The organism is Paenibacillus sp. FSL R7-0333, assembly GCF_038000365.1.
In the GTDB taxonomy this organism is placed as follows: domain Bacteria; phylum Bacillota; class Bacilli; order Paenibacillales; family Paenibacillaceae; genus Paenibacillus_AQ; species Paenibacillus_AQ silagei.
Genome location: NZ_JBBOBZ010000001.1, coordinates 1,661,848 through 1,679,790, shown reverse-complemented (window position 1 = coordinate 1,679,790; position 17,943 = coordinate 1,661,848). Strand labels below are relative to the sequence as shown.

At 51.5% G+C, this 17,943-nt stretch carries 12 protein-coding genes and 1 tRNA gene; 2 read left to right on the top strand and 11 right to left on the bottom strand.

Annotated features, from left to right (window positions below; all coding sequences use genetic code 11):
* Position 1 precedes the first annotated feature (1 nt).
* The 10 genes from MKY86_RS06945 to alaS all read right to left on the bottom strand — a co-directional run bounded on the left by MKY86_RS06945 (position 2) and on the right by alaS (position 12,805).
* On the bottom strand, positions 2 to 1,900 hold the full coding sequence (locus MKY86_RS06945; RefSeq protein WP_076079660.1) for a cache domain-containing sensor histidine kinase: 1,899 nt from the start codon (positions 1,898 to 1,900) through the stop codon (positions 2 to 4).
* 289 nt (positions 1,901 to 2,189) lie between these two features.
* Positions 2,190 to 4,388: a methyl-accepting chemotaxis protein gene (locus tag MKY86_RS06940; RefSeq protein WP_340826666.1), complete on the bottom strand. Its 2,199-nt coding sequence runs from the start codon at positions 4,386 to 4,388 to the stop codon at positions 2,190 to 2,192.
* 345 nt (positions 4,389 to 4,733) lie between these two features.
* The gene (locus tag MKY86_RS06935; RefSeq protein WP_036722597.1) at positions 4,734 to 6,056 is read right to left on the bottom strand and encodes a peptidase U32 family protein; all 1,323 of its coding nucleotides are present in this window, start codon (positions 6,054 to 6,056) and stop codon (positions 4,734 to 4,736) included.
* Between the two features lie 258 nt (positions 6,057 to 6,314).
* Positions 6,315 to 7,247: a peptidase U32 family protein gene (locus MKY86_RS06930; RefSeq protein ID WP_076079661.1), complete on the bottom strand. Its 933-nt coding sequence runs from the start codon at positions 7,245 to 7,247 to the stop codon at positions 6,315 to 6,317.
* Positions 7,248 to 7,294: 47 nt separating this feature from the next.
* Entirely contained in the window at positions 7,295 to 8,341 is a 1,047-nt protein-coding gene (mltG, locus tag MKY86_RS06925; RefSeq protein WP_340826665.1) for an endolytic transglycosylase MltG, read from the bottom strand.
* Positions 8,342 to 8,523: 182 nt separating this feature from the next.
* Positions 8,524 to 8,829: a DUF1292 domain-containing protein gene (locus tag MKY86_RS06920; protein WP_036722601.1), complete on the bottom strand. Its 306-nt coding sequence runs from the start codon at positions 8,827 to 8,829 to the stop codon at positions 8,524 to 8,526.
* Complete coding sequence (locus tag MKY86_RS06915) at positions 8,822 to 9,130, bottom strand: DUF1292 domain-containing protein (protein WP_036696606.1); 309 nt, start codon at positions 9,128 to 9,130, stop codon at positions 8,822 to 8,824. Before MKY86_RS06915 ends, MKY86_RS06920 begins: the two co-directional genes overlap by 8 nt.
* Positions 9,131 to 9,143: 13 nt before the next feature.
* Positions 9,144 to 9,560 (bottom strand): Holliday junction resolvase RuvX, encoded by a 417-nt coding sequence (ruvX, locus tag MKY86_RS06910; RefSeq protein WP_200869510.1) that lies wholly within the window; start codon positions 9,558 to 9,560, stop codon positions 9,144 to 9,146.
* Complete coding sequence (locus MKY86_RS06905; protein ID WP_036696603.1) at positions 9,560 to 9,835, bottom strand: IreB family regulatory phosphoprotein; 276 nt, start codon at positions 9,833 to 9,835, stop codon at positions 9,560 to 9,562. Before MKY86_RS06905 ends, ruvX begins: the two co-directional genes overlap by 1 nt.
* Positions 9,836 to 10,171: 336 nt before the next feature.
* A complete protein-coding gene (gene alaS, locus MKY86_RS06900) occupies positions 10,172 to 12,805 on the bottom strand; it encodes an alanine--tRNA ligase (protein ID WP_076079662.1) in 2,634 nt (877 codons plus the stop codon).
* A gap of 498 nt (positions 12,806 to 13,303) precedes the next feature.
* Here alaS and MKY86_RS06895 point away from each other — a divergent pair, with 498 nt between their 5' ends.
* Together MKY86_RS06895 and MKY86_RS06890 are read left to right on the top strand one after the other, a co-directional pair.
* Positions 13,304 to 16,054: a diadenylate cyclase gene (locus tag MKY86_RS06895; protein WP_076079663.1), complete on the top strand. Its 2,751-nt coding sequence runs from the start codon at positions 13,304 to 13,306 to the stop codon at positions 16,052 to 16,054.
* Positions 16,055 to 16,206: 152 nt separating this feature from the next.
* Positions 16,207 to 16,283: transfer RNA gene (locus tag MKY86_RS06890), tRNA-Pro, on the top strand.
* A gap of 234 nt (positions 16,284 to 16,517) precedes the next feature.
* Here the strand turns inward: MKY86_RS06890 and MKY86_RS06885 are convergent.
* Positions 16,518 to 17,930, bottom strand: a complete 1,413-nt coding sequence (locus MKY86_RS06885) for a DHA2 family efflux MFS transporter permease subunit (protein WP_083685204.1) — start codon at positions 17,928 to 17,930, stop codon at positions 16,518 to 16,520.
* Between the last annotated feature and the right edge of the window lie 13 nt (positions 17,931 to 17,943).

Below are 17,943 nucleotides of genomic sequence, written 5' to 3'. Positions count from 1 at the left end.
CTCATTCCTCCTTAAAAGGATCTTCCCTTCCATTCCCGGCGGCAAGCCCCGGCAGCGGTAATGACAAGATTACATCCGTACCCTCGCCCGGCTTGCTGAACACCTCAATCCCATAGGCCGGACCGTAATGAAGCTGAAGGCGCTGGTGTACATTGGCCATGCCAATCCCTCCATTAATGCTCTTCTTCGGGGGGAGCTCGTGCCGGAGCCGCTCCCTTAGCTTATCTAGTGTAACCTGATCCATTCCGCAGCCGTTATCACGGATATGGAACAGAAGCTTCTGCTCTGTATACTCACACTTGATGCTCAGCTGCATCCGGGACTTGGTATCATCCAGCCCGTGATACGCAGCATTCTCAATAATCGGCTGAAACACCAGCTTAATCATGGAATAGCTGTCAAGCGCCTCTGGAACATCAATCGTCAGCTCAAATCTGCCAGGATACCGGCTGCCCAGCAGCTCCACGTAGTTACGCACATACAGCATCTCCTGCTTCATCGTCGCCCAGCCGCTCAAGTCACTAGTGCTGTAGCGCAAAAGCTTCCCCAGAATGGAGATCATGTCAGCGGCTTCCACATCATCATTAATCTCTGCGGTCATCCGGATGGTTTCAAGCGTGTTATAGATAAAATGCGGATTGATCTGGCTCTGAAGCGCCTGCAGCTCCGCCTCCTTCTTCTGCTCCTCAATCTGATAAATATCCTGAATCAATTGACGAATACGGGCCAGCATCCGGTTGAATTGATGCCCCAGGAGACCAATCTCGTCACGGCGTTTAATGCGGAAGGTCACATCAAGGTCGCCGTTCTGTACCTTTTTCATAAGCTGGATCATCTGGGTTAGCGGCTTGGTCAGGGCAAACGACAGAATGAGCGAAATGATCAGGGCCAGCACAATGATGATTAGAGTAGCACCTATAGTTGCATTGCGGGTCAGCTTCACTCCACGGGTCAATTCGTCCACCGGTATGGAAATAATCACCTTCCAATTCGTCTTGGTTGAGCTTGAATAAATATTAAGCCGGTCTTTGCCGGATACGGTGTCATAAAAGCTCCCGGAGCTCCCTTCCGCAGCACGGAATAAGGAGGACCGGGAAATATCCGCAGTCAGCAGCTTCTGCTCACTGTCATAGATGACTTTGCCCGCTTGATCCACAAGGATAGATTTCCCCCGGGTCACCTTGTCCAGCTCCGCCACCTGATTCTCCAGATTACTGAAGTTAGCCTCCACTGCGATCAGGCCGGCTGGCTTCCATAGCCCGTCCAGAATGGGACGCACCACCGTAAAGGCATATCGGGTACTCTGCAAATTGCTTGTATATGCCTGTGTTCCCAGCAGGGTCGCTTCTCCGCCGGAGCCCTTTACCTGCTCGCTCCAGAACCTGTAGCTCTGCTGAAGATCCAGCCGGACTCCCCCATCCTTGGCAGAATAATAACCATTCCCGTAGGCATCAAAAATATAGACCGAATTGGTTCCCCGCTTAATATTGTTAATAAATGATATATTCTCTTCGATGCCGCGCTGAATGGACAGCAGGAGATCCAAATCACCGGGAGCCACCTGAGCCGTGTCCTGCTTGCCTTCCATCATCTGCTTTTGCTCATAATAGCGGTTCGAGCGGATCAGGTTCTGCTTAATCTCATTGACGTAGGCGGGCATGGATGAAATCCGTTTCATATCTTCTATGTAATCATCGATGGAATCCATCATTTGATCAATCAGCTTCTCGGAATAGGCGATCGTGTTCGCCTGGATGGATTCGGAATAACTCTTGAAGCTGATCACACTGATGAAGGACAGCGGGAGCGTAATAATGACCAGAAATACCAGGAACAGCTTGCGCTCCATGGACATGTCCTCGATATAAGACCACCAGTTGTGATTGCGTGCTGCTCTCATTCGGCCTTCTCCCTGGTTCAAATTACATAACTAATCCAGCAAACAACAATAACAAAACCCTAACAAAACCATTATACGCATTCGCTTAAGGATGTACAAGGACCTATAACCTCACAAGGTCAACTATGCCAAAATAACCCCACAAAGTGGGGCTTTAGCGTAGGTGATGACTCAAAAACTTTGCGGGGACCCCAAAACATATAAATTCTTATCTGTTGAAAAGGGCGTCACGCAGCCAAATATCGGCTTGCGTGACGCCCTTGCTTCAGATCCGGAACGGTTCTGATGTTTATTTGATCGTAAACAGCGACAGCTTGCTCTCCAACTGGGTGGAAGCCCCTTGCAGCTTGTTCGACAAGGCTACCAGATGGTCACTGACATTCTGCTGCTCACTGCTGAGGGATGCTACCTCTTCCGAGGTTGCCGAGGATTGCTGCGCTACCGCACTCACATTCCCCATAGCATCGGACAGCACACCCTGTGAATGGTTCAGACTGTCGATGGCCCCTGTTACAGACTCCAGACTCATAATGAAGTCTTCCATCTGACCCTTCACGGATACGAAGATCTCACTGGTACTCTTCACGGACACCATCTGCTGCTTGAACAGCGGAGCCACTTCAGACAGGACAGCAACCGTCTCATCCATCTCAGCTACGATCTTATCTGTAATTCCGGCGACCAGAGCAATGGATTGCTTGGATTGGTCGGCAAGCTGCCGGACCTCCCCTGCGACTACCATGAAGCCACGGCCGGCTTCGCCTGCTCTCGCTGCTTCAATCGTTGCATTCAGAGACAGAATGTTCGTCTGCTGGGTAATATTCTTCATTACATCCAGCACCTTGATTACGGAATATACCGTTTCCTTGAGGTTATTGACTCTATCCACCAGAGCAGAGGTCATTTCACCTGTGCGTCCGGTCTGATCCAGCAGCTCTTCCAGCTGTACAGCACCCTGTCCGCTGGCTTCCCCAACTCCACGGGCTGCCTGATCCATCTCAGAGTTGGCTGCAATAACACTCTGCATCTGCGTAGCAATCAGGTCAGTCAGCTCATTGCCGCGCTCGGCTTCCTGGGCCAGACTTCCCGCACCACCGGCAATCTCTTCCGTGGCCGCAGCAATCTCCTTGGCGGAGATCGCCGTCTTGCGCGAGGCATCCCCCAGCTCACCCGCAGTCTCAAGGACTTCGCGGGCTGTATCTGTAGTCTGGGCTACCAGCTCCGTAATCTTACCCATCATCATATTGAAGGAGGCCGACAGCTGGCCGATCTCATCCTTCGAGACATACTGCGTGCGGACACTCAGGTTGCCTTCGGCTCCCTCCAGCATCAGGTCCTTGAGGCGTGCCAGCGGCTTGGCGATCATCTGGACCATCCAGAAGCCGACAATCATAGCAAGCAGGGCTGCCGCTCCGGCAGCAAGGAAGGTGGTAAACAGAATCGGCGTGGCAGCTTGAACCAGTTCTCCGGTAGGAACTACACCGGCAAGCTTCCAGTCTGCCTTCTGCATCGGGTTGTATACAGCAAGGATATCCTGGCCGTTCTCATCCTTCGCTTCCGTGCTTTCATTGTTCACCTTGCTGTCCTTGATGAAATTCAGTGCGGTGGCTTTGCCGTCCTCTTCAGGCTGCGAGGAAGCTACTACCGTTCCATCCGGGGCAACGAGTTGAATCCGCGAGCCATCGCCAAGCTCTACGCTCTTGAACGCTTCTTCCAGGAGGGTGCTCTTCAGCTCCAGCATGACTACATATGAGGCATTGGAGCCCAGATTCTTAAGCGTTCTGACCATGGCCAGATTCTTACCGCCGCTGCCTTCAATGGCTGTAGGGAACCAGTAGTTCTGGGCGGATTTGGCTTCTGCCGTATAATAAGGCTCATAAGAGCTTGAATTCTTGACCACGGTCTTGTACCATTCCTGTGCTCTCACATCATCACCCGCGAGACCGGTGCTTCCGCTGGAGACGATCCCCATCTCAGGGTCCTCCGGAATGAGTGATATTGCGACGATATTGGCATCTGTTGTAGTCTGGCTGGACAGCTTCTTGCTGATTGCATCCGTAGCCACGAACTTATCGTAGCTGCTCTTCGCCGAAGACAGCTCTGTCAGATTCGCCTGCATCTGTGTATCAAAATATAACTGAAGTGCGAGACTCTCATACTGCTTCAAGGTAATGTCCAGCTTCTCTGAGGTCTGAATAATCGTCTGCCGGTTCGCTTCAGACACATTATCTTTAATTGTATTCTTCGCTTTGTTGTAAGACAGAAGTCCTAAGAACAGGACCACCACCACGATAGAAGATAAGAAGATCAGGAACAGCTTCACCCCTACGGATTTGGTCGGGTTCACCCTTTTCACCTGGCGTAGCGAGCCGTTCAATACTGTCTTGTAATTTCTCTTCTCTGCCGTGTTGCTTGTTATCTGTGAAGCTTCTGTCTTCTGGGCCTTAGCCTTTTGTGTGCTCTTTGGCTTTTTACTGTTTTTCGCCACTTTTATCCTACTCTCCTTCGGTTTATTTGTCTTATTATCCGGATTGGGAGCCCCCATAACCATCACCTACCCATCCCTTAGATTGGAAGACGTATGTAAGCGTTACCTGCCCTATATATCGGCACAAAGTCTCATTTTTCTTAGCATTATTTGCAAATTGCTTCAATACTCATATATTTTTGTCGAATTGCATAAGCATTTTGGCATATAATTCCCCCACAAAGTGGAGCTTTAGCATCGATGTTTACTCAGGTACTTTGCGGGGGCCCCAAAACACCTCCTTTTTTAGCATGCAAAAAAAGGAATGCCCTTGTGTAAACGGGCATCCCTTAGTTTGTAAAGCCATTATTTTCGCTTGCGCATCATATCAAAATAAGCAACAGGCTGATCTACCTTCATCCGCACACGCTGAAGCGGGTGACGGGCCACATCCAGCGGATTGCCGGCCTCATCCCACAGCTCTCCAACAGTCTGCTTGAAGAAGGTGTCATCCGGGCCGAAGAATTCAACTTCCTGTCCCGGCTTGAAGTTATTGCGCTGCTGAACGAGCGCCATCCCGCTCTCTGCGTCATACTCCAGCACCAGTCCCGCGAAATCATACGGAGCCGCCTTCTCTTCCGGTTCATAGATGTGATCCTCATGGTCCGGTGTGTCGTAGAAGAAGCCAGTATTCAGCGGACGGTTAGCCGCCTTCTGCAGCTCCTCCAGCCATTCGGGCTTCAGTACATACCCTTCCGGGTCGGCCATGTAAGCATCTATGGCTTTGCGGTAGGCATTCACTACGGTCGCCACATAGTGAATCGATTTCATCCGGCCTTCAATCTTGAAGCTGTCGATCCCGGCTTCAATCAGGTCGGGAATACTCTCCAGCATACACAGGTCTTTCGATCCCATAGTGAACGGGTTGTCCTCGGGCTGATGCAGCGGCAGCTGGGTAATTCCGGGCTGCAAGGCCTGAGGCGCCTCAGCTTGCTCCTCTTCGGATACCCAGTTCCCTTCGGGACGGGCATCTTCGAACAGATCATACTTCCAGCGGCAGGATTGGCAGCAGCCCCCGCGGTTGGAGTCACGGTCGGTGAAGTGGTTGGATAACACACAACGTCCGGAGTACGAGGAACACATCGCACCATGGATGAAGCTCTCGATCTCAATATCCACATGCTGCTTGATCTCGGCGATCTCCTCCAGGCTGGTCTCCCGGCCCAATACTACGCGCGGCAGACCTTCCTCCTTCCAATAGGACACTGCCTGCCAGTTGAGCGTGGACTGCTGGGTGCTTAGGTGCACCTCAAGACCCGGCACCAGGCGCAGGGCAGTATCGACAATCACCGGATCGGCTACGATAATCGCTGCAATTCCGGCCTCATATAAATTACGCAGGTATTCTTCAATCCCCGCGACATCTTCATTGTGAGCATAGATATTGGTGGCTACGAATACTTTGGCACCATATTTCTTGGCAAATTCAACGCCCTCGCGCATTTCCTCGAAGGTAAAGTTATCTGCGCCTGAGCGCAGGCCGTATTTTTGTCCTCCGATATAGACTGCATCCGCGCCATAATGCACGGCGAATTTCAATTTCTCTAAGTTTCCTGCCGGAGCCAGGAGCTCCGGTCTGTCCAGACGGTAACGCTTGCCCTTGAACTGGGGCTTGGTCATGGTTCCCATTCCTGTTCTCCTTTCGTTGTCTCATCTTCTGCAAGATTTTAAAGCATACATCGGGTGGTACACGCTGCTGCGGTGAATTTGGACTTTCGGCCGCTGTTAGGTTTGGATTTCTTCATTTAAGCTGCGGTCCGCAGTTGAAATCCAAACCTAAAGGCGGACGCTACCCGCTCCTACAGTTCCAAATTCCCCTCCGCCGCTGAACCCAATGATGATGGGATAAACCTTACAAGAGCTGAGACAATACCTTTTATTTATATATTAATATACCTGCTCTTTATAGAAGAAGCCGAACGACAGTTCACGCTCAGGGTCCTGCAAAGCCCGGACCTCCTCCAGCCAAGACTCCTCGAATGCATATTCAGCGGGATCAGCGGCGTAGACGTCCATAGCATGACGGTAAGCCTTGACGACAGCCACATTATAAGCCACCGGCTTCAGCAGACCCTCGATCTTCAGGCTGTGTACGCCAGCTTTTAACAAGAAATGGAGATCCTCCAGAATGCAAATATCATCCGAGCTCATAATATGCGTGCCGTTCTCGTCTTCATAGATCGGGAACTTCTCATTCGGACGCTCCGCTTCAATCAGGAACAGCCCGCGCTCCTTGCCCAGGCTTCCGCCATCGCTTGGACGGCCCTGGTGGGACATATAGCTTGCAACCAGCTTGCGCTTGGAATGATAGATATTCGTCATGCCATGTACCTGAACCTGGGCTTCCACTTCCAGATGGGGGACCATTTCGGTCATCTCATCCATATTCAGCTCGCGTGCCAGAACGACCCGCGTGGCTCCCTTGCGGCCCCAGTAATTGGCTGTAGCATAGTTGGTCGAGGTCATTTCCGCATTCCAGTGCAGCTTCATTCCCGGCGCTTCGGCTTTGACGGCCGCCAGTACGGCGGGATCACCGAACTCTACCCCATCCACACCCAGCTCGCCGATCGCCTTCACATAAGCCGGAAGCTCCTCCAGCATGGTATTGGGTATCAATCCATTGATGCTTACATATACCTTACCGCCCCGGGCATGTGCCAGCTTAACTACTGCGGCCGTATCTTCAAGTGTAAAATGTCCGGCAAGACGCATCCCAAAGCGGTCATCGCCAACCAGCAGCGCACTCGCTCCTGCATCCAGCAGCGCTGCTGCTTCTTCCAGAGAAGCCGCTGTCGCCAGCAGCTCCGGTGTGTTATTCATCGTGTTACCTCCTGTGCATTGCTCATCCTTACTATTGTAGCGGGTTCTTACGGATTTTGTTTGCTTTTTTGAATATTGGCTAAATGTTCCTTGTAGGTTCTGGCAAATAAATGCCCCTGTGAGCCGTCCTTCTTAGTGACATAGAAGAAATAATCTGAGACCTCCGGCGTCATAGCTGCTTCAATCGACGCCAGCCCGGGGCTGCTGATCGGTCCAGGCGGCAAGCCTGCCTGCTTATACGTATTATAGGGACTATCTACCTTCAGATCCTTCTCATACAACCGCTCTTTCTGCTTGTCCAGCAAGTACTGGACGGTAGCGTCGATCTCCAGCTTCTGCCCTTTATTCAGTCTATTATAGATAATACCGGCCACCAACGGACGTTCCTTGTCTACTACCACCTCACGCTCCACCAGTGAAGCTACGGTCAGCAGCTCATGCAGGGAGAGCCCGCGGTTCGCCAGCTTGGCCTTCCACTCAGGAATCGTATCCAGCTTCTTCACCAGCTGCTCCAGCATCGCCCCGATGACTTCCTGCGGGGTGCTGTCCTTAGCCAGTTCATAGGTCTCCGGGAAAAGGTACCCCTCCAGCCGGTGGCGCAGCAGCGGATTGTCCGGAATCTCCAGCTTGCTTACGGCTTCCATGCCCTTACCGGAATCAATCAGCGCAAGGAAGACCTCCGGCTTCTGATTCCATGCAGCGGCCAGCTTCTCTGCCACCTGGACCGCAGTATACCCTTCAGGAATTGTAAAAGTAACGGTAGCTTCCTTCACAACATCTCCGGCATTCAACCGGCTGATCAGCGTATCGTAGGAGTCGCCGGGGCTTACCTGATACGTGCCGGCCTTGAAGCTGGAGCCTTCCTGGACCCATTTCAGATAGCCTTTGAAGAACAGGCTGTGCTTAATAATGCCCTCTTGCTCAAGCAGGTCGGCGATTTGCGAGCTTCCCATACCCTTCTCTATCGTAACCGTTACGGCCGGCCCTGCGGGCTTGACCGGCTGCATTCCATTCCAGATGTACCATGCTCCTCCTCCTGCAGCTGCTGCCAGGACCAGAATTAAGATAAGCACAGTGCGGATCACGGCTTTCAAATGTTACGCCTCACTTTCCGACTATAAAGTATAAAATTCTATTGTCCAAAATTCAACCTATTTTTATAGCATAAGCTTTTTTCAGGCAAACGGAAAGATCCTTTCGCTCCTCATAAGCAAAAAGAGCGCGGAAAAATTCCGCCCTCTTCCGTATCTGCCATACATGAAGTTGCTACAGACGCCTACTCGCTATCCGCAGGGAAGGTGAGCTCATCGTACAGCTCGGAAATATCCTCCCACTCTTCATCGTCCATAATGCTCTCCAGTTCCGGAAGTCCGTCCGGAGAAACTACGATGCGCAGAATTTCCTGCTCCGCAGCTCTTCCCGATCCGGCCAGAACGGCATAAGCACGGTCACCCACAGCAAATTCTGCAATAATATCGTAAACGGAAGACTTGCCCTGCTCATCCTCCAGTTCTACTGTTTCTCCATATACTTCCTTGAGCTTAGAAGTCCATACCGCCTGATCAGCGGAAAACTCAGTCATTCTCTGCTCCTCCATCAAGCTCGTCAACCAAGGTATTGAAGGTCTCCTCTACGATGGCCCACTCCTCGTCGTTCTCAATCATGAAGAGCTGCAGATCGTCGCCGTCTTCCTCGTAACGGAACGCGTAGACCTCATCTGTCTCCTCATCCTCGGAATCAAGCGGAACCACCATCATATACTTGGCATCCGATCCGTCCACTTCAAACTTCATGATGACCTCGAATTCCTCTTCATTACCTTCCTCATCGGGAATATAGATAATTTCCGGTTCCTCTTCTTGGCCGATCTGTTCGTTTGTCATATCCGCACACCCCTCACCTTTTACTGTTAGCATCCAAAAAATTTTGCAAAATCAGCGCTGCGGCCATTTTGTCCACCAGCCCCTTGCGTTTCTTCCGGCTGACGTCCCCGTCTATCAGCACCCGCTCAGCAGATACCGTCGTCAGACGCTCATCCCAAAGGTGTACGGGTAAATCGAGTTGCTCCCGCAGCTTATCTGCGAATTCGATGCAAATTTCACCACGGGGTCCTACGGAGCCGTTCATGTTCTTCGGCAGCCCGACAACAATCTCGCCGATTTCGTACTCCTTGACCAGTTCACGGATACGTTCGAATTCATTGCCGTTTCCGCGCCGCTCAATAGTCTCCAGAGATTGTGCTGTCCATCCGAAAATATCGCTTGTGGCGACACCGATTCTGCGGTCGCCGTAATCCAGTCCCAGCTTCTTCATCATTTGGGCTGGTCCACCCGATGATTGGCCAGATAGAAACGGACCAGTTCTTCGATCAGCTCATCACGCTCTTTCCTCCGGACCAAACTTCTCGCATTGTTGTGGCGTGGAATGTAAGCCGGATCTCCTGAAAGAAGATATCCTACGATCTGATTGATCGGATGATATTCTTTCTCCACCAGCGCGTCGTACACGGCGAGCAGTATTTCCTGGGGAGAGGCTTCCTTTTCGTCGCCCTTCACATTGAATTTGACCGTTTTGTCCATGGAGTCCATGTGGTGACACCTTCCTTCTGCAAAATCACCCTGATTCGGGCGGCTTCGCAAAGTTGCTGCTGTACAGCTCACTTGCTGCCCTCATCATAACATATTCATGCCCCAACGAGGAAATCCTGCCATGGTTAAAGCGCTTTTTTTGGCATTTTGTCTACAAAACCAGATGTTTTTTTGGGTTTTAAGCTATTGCAAGCCCTGGGTCAATAATGAATAACCTCAAAAATATACATTGTGTGAATAAAGCAGCGGCACCGAGGAAATGCCCTCAGTACCGCTGCTTCCCAACCCTTGATAGAAATCCACAGTTTCTTACAGACAAGAATCACTGCATACTGCTTAAGCCTGTGCAGCTACCAGTTCCTCTGCCTTCTTCAGGGCTTCGCCCAGCTTGGAAGCGTCCTTGCCTCCGGCCTGCGCCATATCCGGACGTCCGCCGCCGCCGCCGCCGCAGACGGCAGCGATCTCTTTCACCAGCTTGCCGGCGTGGAAGCCCTTCTTCACCAGCTCCTGAGGCACGGCGACCACGAAGTTCACCTTGTCCTCCATTGCAGCACCGAGCACCAATATGGCCTCCGGGAGCTTGGACTTCAGTTCGTCCGCTGTCGAGCGCAAAGCATCGATATTGCCGGCTTGCACAGAGACCGCAAGAAGCTGCGTTCCTCCGCCTACTGTGACTACACTGCTGGTCAGCTCTGCTGCGAAGGTTGCGCTCAGCTTGGACTGAAGCGATTCATTCTCACGGCCCAGCTCGCGTACCTGGGCATGCAGCGCCTCGATCCGCTTCGGCACATCGGTCAGCGACGATTTCAGCAGGGCTGCCGATTGCTTCAGCAGGTCCAGCTGACTCTCCGTGAACTGATAGGCATAACGGCCAGTCACAGCTTCAATCCGGCGCACCCCGGAACCGATGCCGCTCTCGCTGAGCAGCTTGAAGATTCCGATCTGCGCTGTATTAGACACATGGCATCCGCCGCACAGCTCCAGGCTGTAGTCGCCGACTTGAACGACACGGACAACATTGCCGTATTTCTCTCCGAAGAGGGCCATCGCTCCCATGGCTTTGGCTTCATCTATCGGCTTATTCTCAATGACTACAGGAAGGCTGCGCCAGATCTGGGCGTTCACGCGCTGCTCGATATCGCTGAGTTCCTCTGGAGTGATGGCTCCAAAATGCGAGAAGTCGAACCGCAGGCGTGAGCCTTCTACTAAAGAGCCTGCCTGATTCACATGGCTGCCCAGCACTTCCTTCAGCGCCTTGTGCAGCAGGTGGGTAGCCGTATGGTTCTTCACGATATCCTCGCGCTCCGCCCGGTTCACTTCGGCACGGACGGTATCGCCAACCTTCAGATCACCTGCTTCCACCGTAACCAGATGGACATGCTGGCCGTGCGGTGCTTTGAAGAGGCCGTTCACCTTAGCGGTCACCGATCCGCCGGTCAGAACGCCGGTATCGCTGACTTGGCCGCCGCTCTCAGCATAGAACGGTGTTGACTCCAGGATGACCTGGCACTCGGCGCCTTCGCTTACTGTATCCTGAAGCGCACCGTCTACCACAATTGCCAGCACCTTGGACTCTGTTACCGTGTCATTATATCCAACAAATTCACTTTTAACCGTCAGCTCGGCCAGGGCACCGCCCTGAATCTTCATGCTGGCGCTGTCCTGACGGGCAGCTCTCGCCCGGTCACGCTGCTCCTGCATTGCGGCATCGAAGCCGGCGCGGTCTACGGCAAGCCCCTGCTCGGACGCGAAGTCCTCGGTCAGGTCAAACGGGAAGCCATACGTGTCATAGAGCTTGAATGCATCGGCACCGGCAATGGTGCTCAGGCCGTCCGCTTTGGCTTTGGCGCTGATCTCCCCGAGGATCGCCAGACCATCGGACAGCGTCTCGTGGAAGCGTTCCTCTTCCAGACGGATGATTTTGGCGATATATTCGCGGTTCTCGACCACGGAAGGATAGTAGACTCCCATAATCTCTCCAACGGTCTCAGTCAGCTCATGCAGGAACGGACGGTCCAGTCCCAGCGTCTTGCCGTAGCGTACGGCGCGGCGGAGCAGACGGCGGATAATATAGCCGCGTCCTTCATTGGAAGGAAGCACGCCGTCACCCACCGCAAAGGTAACGGTACGCACATGGTCGGCAATGACTTTTAGCGCGATATCCTGTTCAACATTATCCTTGTAGGTTACCCCGGCAAGCCCGGCGGTCTTCTGGATAATCGGCTGGAACAGATCGGTATCGAAGTTGGAATCCACATCCTGGAGAATGGAAGCAAACCGCTCCAGGCCTGCGCCGGTATCAATATTCTTGTTCGGAAGCGGCGTATAGCTGCCGTCCTTGTTATGGTTGAATTGCGAGAATACGAGGTTCCAGACCTCCAGCCAGCGCTCATTCTCACCGCCCGGATACATCTCCGGATCACTCATATCACTTCCGTACGCTTCACCGCGGTCATAGAAAATCTCCGAGCACGGGCCGCACGGGCCTTCGCCAATATCCCAGAAGTTCTCGTCGCCCAGCTTGATGATGCGTTCTGCGGGCAGGCCGACCTTCTCATTCCACAGCTTGAACGCTTCTTCGTCCTCAGCATACACGGTCACGGAGATCCGGTCGCCGTCGAAGCCGATCCACTCCTTGCCGGTCAGGAATTCCCAAGCCCAGGTGATAGCCTCTTCCTTGAAATAATCGCCGATGGAGAAGTTACCCAGCATCTCAAAGAATGTATGGTGGCGGCGCGTCTTGCCCACATTCTCAATATCATTGGTGCGGATACATTTCTGCGAGTTCGTCAGGCGGGGATTCTCCGGAATCTCCCGGCCGTCGAAGTAGGCCTTCAGCGGCGCCATACCTGCGTTAATCCACAGCAGCGAAGGGTCATTGTGGGGCACGAGCGAGGCGCTCGGCTCAATACGGTGGTTCTTGCTCTCAAAAAACTGCAGCCATTTGGAACGGATTTCACTTGCTTTCATCATGTACAGCTCCCGTCTCTTCATTAAAATGCGGCACGCTGGCCGGAAAACACATTCTTGCCGTAACCGTTACACGAAAAATCAAAAACAAAAAACGCCCCTGAATGAAATTCAGGGACGATGATTATCGCGGTACCACCCTGGTTATCGCCTTAATCCGTGTACACGGACAACTGCAGACGATCGCCTTGTGCGGCTGTTAACGGGTGCCCCCGGCGGGATTGTCCCCGCACTCCGAAATCAGCTTTCGGCCGGTCTGTCTCCCAGGTTCTCACACCCGATGCGGACCATCCGCAAAGGAACCTGTTCTCTGATGAAGCATTCTCCGGCGTACTTGTTTTCATCAACGCTTTGTCCGATTTGCTTTTTAACATTTCAAGTATAGCCAGCGGGTGGGGTTCTGTCAATCTTCATCAAGAGATTTACAGCTCTTCCAAGTCCGAATATAATCAAATTATTATTTAGCAATTCATTCCATCTGCAACTGGGGGAGCTTCCTTGGAAATCAGTAAAAAAGAACTGTCAACGGTCAATGAGATTATTTATAAGAATATGGACCTATGGCTCAAGAAGCTGAACAAACGCATTCACCTCAAGCTATATGCGCTGGTGTATGACAACAATGAAAAGCTCACCAAAATCGTTCGTGTCAAAAAAACAGTACCCGCTTCCAAAGGTGAGCCTGGCGTTGCCCAGGATATATTCCCGGAGGTGGACTTGCAGACGGTGTTTGACGAGCTGCGTATTCTTCCAGCCGATGAAGGCGATCTGCCCGCTACAATTGAGGCCTTAAAGGGCTTTCTGGATCAACAATGCTACAAGTCCACGGCGGATTACAAACAGAAGAGTGCCGAGGACAAACCAGAGGAAAGCGAGATCAAGGCGCAGCCAGAGAGTGAAGATACACGGCTACTCTATGCTAATCATTTTCAGTACCTTGGGGCCAAGAATACACATATTACGCTTTCTTACCTATTGGAAATAAGGAATGTGGATGCGGTGTCGCGGGAGCTATTCTTCTCCAGGCCTCAGTTCTCGTTCCTCCGGATGTCGCTGGACTATTTCTTCGGTAACTATTTCTCGGTGAATTCCAAGGGAGAAATCAAGCTGCAAGACAACAAGATCCAGAGCCGCTTCGATGAGGACCCCCTGCTGTTCAACCGAAGAATGTCACGTTTATTTTTTGGCAAAATGCAGGAGCACATCCTTAGCAATAAGTCTGCTGACGTTCCTGAATTCAACAATGACTTAAAGTTTGATTATTCTATACATAGCCTAATGGAACAGATGGACGAAATCTCCAGCCTCCCCTATGAGAATGCAAGCCCGTTCGGCTCCATACTGTTTCTGCACAGCAAGGCCATCGACCTGCAGGGATTGATCCGCTTCAGCATCCGGTTCAAGGAGACGGGCCGGATTCTGCTGGACGATGCCAAACGTATCCGTAAGCTGCTGGAGCTTACCAATGAGGACAAGGATCTGTATCTCATTGCCGATCATAGGCATATTTACGGACTGGGAGAAGTGAATTGGAACCTGCAGCATAGTACCCTTGCCGTTCGTCTGGATTTCAACGGTTTGTCCAAATTAAAGCTGGTCCTGGTTCACACCAAAGCTGAATTGTCCAAAGGCGGAGAACTCATTGTAGAGAATGACAAGCGCTACTACCGCTCAGATCTTGCCATGGTGGAGCAGCCGCTGATTTCCTTAAGCTCCAAGAATCCCAGACTGGGCGAAGAAGGCTACAGCTCTGAACGGTTCATGAAGCTGCTGGAGAATACCTTCTGGAAGGATCAATCCACTGCTGCCCACCAATCCAGCATTGAAGCTCTGGACCTGATTGTCCGAAAAGCCAGGGAACAGAAACACGGAACTATGGTCGTTATTACGAGTCCCGATACGGCCAAGCAGGAGCTTACCACTTTAAGTAAACAATCCACGCCCATTGAGGAAAAAGCGATTCATCCGGATCACGTTAAATTTCTTACAGCGATTGACGGCGCGATTTATTTCGATACCCAAGCCCGGTGCCACGCGCTTGGAGTGATTCTGGACGGCAATGCCAAACCGGACATCGGCGATCCCAGCCGCGGCGCCCGATTCAACTCGGCCCATCGCTATCTGCATAAGCTTAAGGATAGCGGTGACCAGAAATGTGTCATTGCGATCATTTCCGAAGACGGCATGGTTAATCTGATTCCCGAGAATGAGAATGAAGATCTGCTGCTGGCCACTGCCGAAGAGATGATTGATCTCATTAATGTGGACCCGCCGGATCTGGACAAGCTGGAGGCCAAAGGGAAACTGCTGCTGGAATCCAGCATTGTCGATAGTGAGTGGTTGTTTAAGGTTGGGAAAGCTTGCTTGGATAAAGAAATGTATGATAGGGCAATTCAATTTGTCAGTCATGCTGAGACTCAAGCAAAATCAGAATTTATTACTGCCTCCCAATATAATTCAATAGGTAATTGTTATCATAATAAGGCAGTCCTTCAAAAGGTAGAATCAGATGTTGAACAGGATATTATTAAGTTGTATGAGAAAGCTATCGCGATGTATGAGAAGGCGATTGAAAATTCACTCTCCAGTGAGAACTGGAATCATATTTATAATAGCAACTTAGGTAATTCTTGCTCTTATTTATTTCCGATCTTAAGAAAGGACAACAATAGCATAACTTACTTTCATGCCATATTGGATAAAGCCATCCATTCATTAAGTGAGGCGATCGAGGAACGGAAACGCAGATCTCTTAAAAACGATAAGCAACTATATTTTAAAAGAGCCTATTGTCTTCAGGGACAAGCTGAATCGGAAGAAAATGAAGCTAATAAAGAAGTCTTATATAGAAAGTCGATGGATGATTATAATCTTTCATTGGAGCTTGAACCCAAAGATACTGGTTCACTCTGGACTGGTTCACTCTGGAATAAATCCCTTATCCATGAGTATTTTAATGAATTGAAAGATGCCGTAGAATGTCTTGCTAGAGCTTTAGTAAATAAAAATGAAGAAAAATTCATGAAAAAATTAGTAAAAATCATAAACAAACAGCCCGATCTGATTCTTGTGGCAAGAGCTGCTTATACCGCACAAACCGGCAGCGCTTCACTCCCACCGGAATTGGACAAGCTCTACGAAGCCTATCTGGGCGAATTGGAGGCCTTCGATCTAGAAGGCGTGGCAGCTGCCAAGGAGGTGCTCTCTCATCCGAAGCCGGATTCGGACGAGGAGTTGGATTCAAACTAACTTGCTGCGAGTGCGAAGGGGTACACCAGAATGGACACTTGTCCATTTTGGTGTACCGCTCCTTTGCAGCACCGGTAAGGCCACTCATATCCCCTTCAAAAGGATATTTACAGCGCTTACATACAGGCGTATAATCTATACTGTCAGAATGTCGAGACGTAGCTCAGCTTGGTAGAGCGCTTGCTTCGGGAGTAAGAGGCCGCAGGTTCGAATCCTGTCGTCTCGACCATATCTAACACGATCTAATTAAGATTCGCGGCTTTAGGGCCGCGATTTTTTGGCGTTTCAAAACGCCTATTCTAATCAGACGGCTACCTCCGCCCCGCCCACAGCCGTCTTCGTAGTCCATTTAGTCTTCCTCCTTCAGGGCCTGCCATTGAACCGCAGCAGAAATGCACCCCTGTTGTTTTGGATTATAACTACAGATCGTACCCGATCACTCTACCCTTCGCAACCAGCCGCGCTATTTCCGTATTCTTGGCAGGAATGCAGCCGGAATTAACGCCAAAGCCGAGAAGGCAATCGTCCACATAAACGTATGATCGAAGGCAACGGCCACTGCGGCCGGGTCACGAGTCAGGACGGAATTCAGCTCATTTTGTAAAATAATTGCGATAACTGATACACCGAAAGCACCGCCAATCTGCTGCATAATACGGGTGGTGCTGCTAGCGTGCGGGATCTGCTTCGAGGACAGACCGATATAGGCAGAAGCCATAACCGGCAGAAAAACAGCCCCTAATCCAGCACCTCTCACGATAAGAACCGCACTCAGAAAATAGTAACTCGTATCTGCGCCAAGCTGCGTCAGCGGCCAAGTGCCAAGGATGGTAAGGACCGTTCCTACAAGAACCACGGGTCTCGATCCGATCTGATCTGTCAGTTTGCCGGCCAGTGATCTGGTCAGCAGCATCCCGATGCCTTGGGGAACGAGCAGCAGGCCGGACATAAGCACAGATTCACCGCGGACTTGCTGGAGATAGAGCGGCAGCAGCAGCATTGCCCCATAGGTGGTCAAGCCGGATAGAAACAGCAGCGATGAGGACACGGTTAAAGAGCGTACCCGGAACAGCGTGACATCAATCAACGCTTCGTCTCCCTTGCGGAAGGCATGGATCACGAATACTGTCAAAAGCGCCACACCTGCTATAACGGGAACAAGGACCGCAGGATGACCAAACCCGTGGTGGGAGCTGACTTCTCCAAGGCCGTACAGGGTAAGCACGATAGCCGGAGACAGCAATAACAGTCCAGGCACATCTAGCCGCAGCGTCCGGGCATGGTGCTCTTCGTTGGGGAGCCCCTTCCACGCAACAATTATGGCAGCCAGGCAGAGCGGAATATTGACCCAGAAGATCCATCGCCAGCTCAGATGATTGACGATTACTCCTCCCAGCACCGGTCCCAGAATGGGCCCAAGCAGCGCTGGCAGAGCTATGGTCGCCATTCTTTTGCCCATATTCTGACCTCCATAGGCACGTACGGCCAAGGTCTGCATGATCGGCATCAGCAAGCCCCCGCCGATCCCCTGAAGGGTACGGAAAATAATCAGGCTCTCTACGTTCCACGCCATGCTGCACAGCACAGAGCCGAGCAAAAACAGACTCAGCGAAAATAGCCACATCTTCCTTCCCCCAAACCGTTCCACAGCCCAGCCGGTTAGCGGAATAACCATCGCAAATGACAGCAAATAGCCGGTCATCACCCACTGAACAGTGGACACCAGGGTGTTAAATTCCCGGACCAGCGTATCAATCGCCACATTGGTTATCGTCGTATCGAATATCGGGGCCAGAATACCAAGCATAAGAATCCACATCAAATTCTTGGCTGCTGCCTGCTGTTCAGCCGGTTCAAGTGCTGGTTTAGCTTGCATTTGCAAGTTGATC

Bases quoted from the DNA above. Each gene is read 5' to 3' on its own strand.
- MKY86_RS06905 (WP_036696603.1), bottom strand. From the start codon at position 9,835: ATGGACTCCATGGACAAAACGGTCAAATTCAATGTGAAGGGCGACGAA.
- MKY86_RS06945 (WP_076079660.1), bottom strand. From the start codon at position 1,900: ATGAGAGCAGCACGCAATCACAACTGGTGGTCTTATATCGAGGACATG.
- MKY86_RS06920 (WP_036722601.1), bottom strand. From the start codon at position 8,829: ATGACTGAGTTTTCCGCTGATCAGGCGGTATGGACTTCTAAGCTCAAG.
- MKY86_RS06885 (WP_083685204.1), bottom strand. From the start codon at position 17,930: ATGCAAGCTAAACCAGCACTTGAACCGGCTGAACAGCAGGCAGCAGCC.
- alaS (WP_076079662.1), bottom strand. From the start codon at position 12,805: ATGAAAGCAAGTGAAATCCGTTCCAAATGGCTGCAGTTTTTTGAGAGC.
- MKY86_RS06935 (WP_036722597.1), bottom strand. From the start codon at position 6,056: ATGGGAACCATGACCAAGCCCCAGTTCAAGGGCAAGCGTTACCGTCTG.
- ruvX (WP_200869510.1), bottom strand. From the start codon at position 9,560: ATGAAGAAGCTGGGACTGGATTACGGCGACCGCAGAATCGGTGTCGCC.
- MKY86_RS06915 (WP_036696606.1), bottom strand. From the start codon at position 9,130: ATGACAAACGAACAGATCGGCCAAGAAGAGGAACCGGAAATTATCTAT.
- MKY86_RS06930 (WP_076079661.1), bottom strand. From the start codon at position 7,247: ATGAATAACACACCGGAGCTGCTGGCGACAGCGGCTTCTCTGGAAGAA.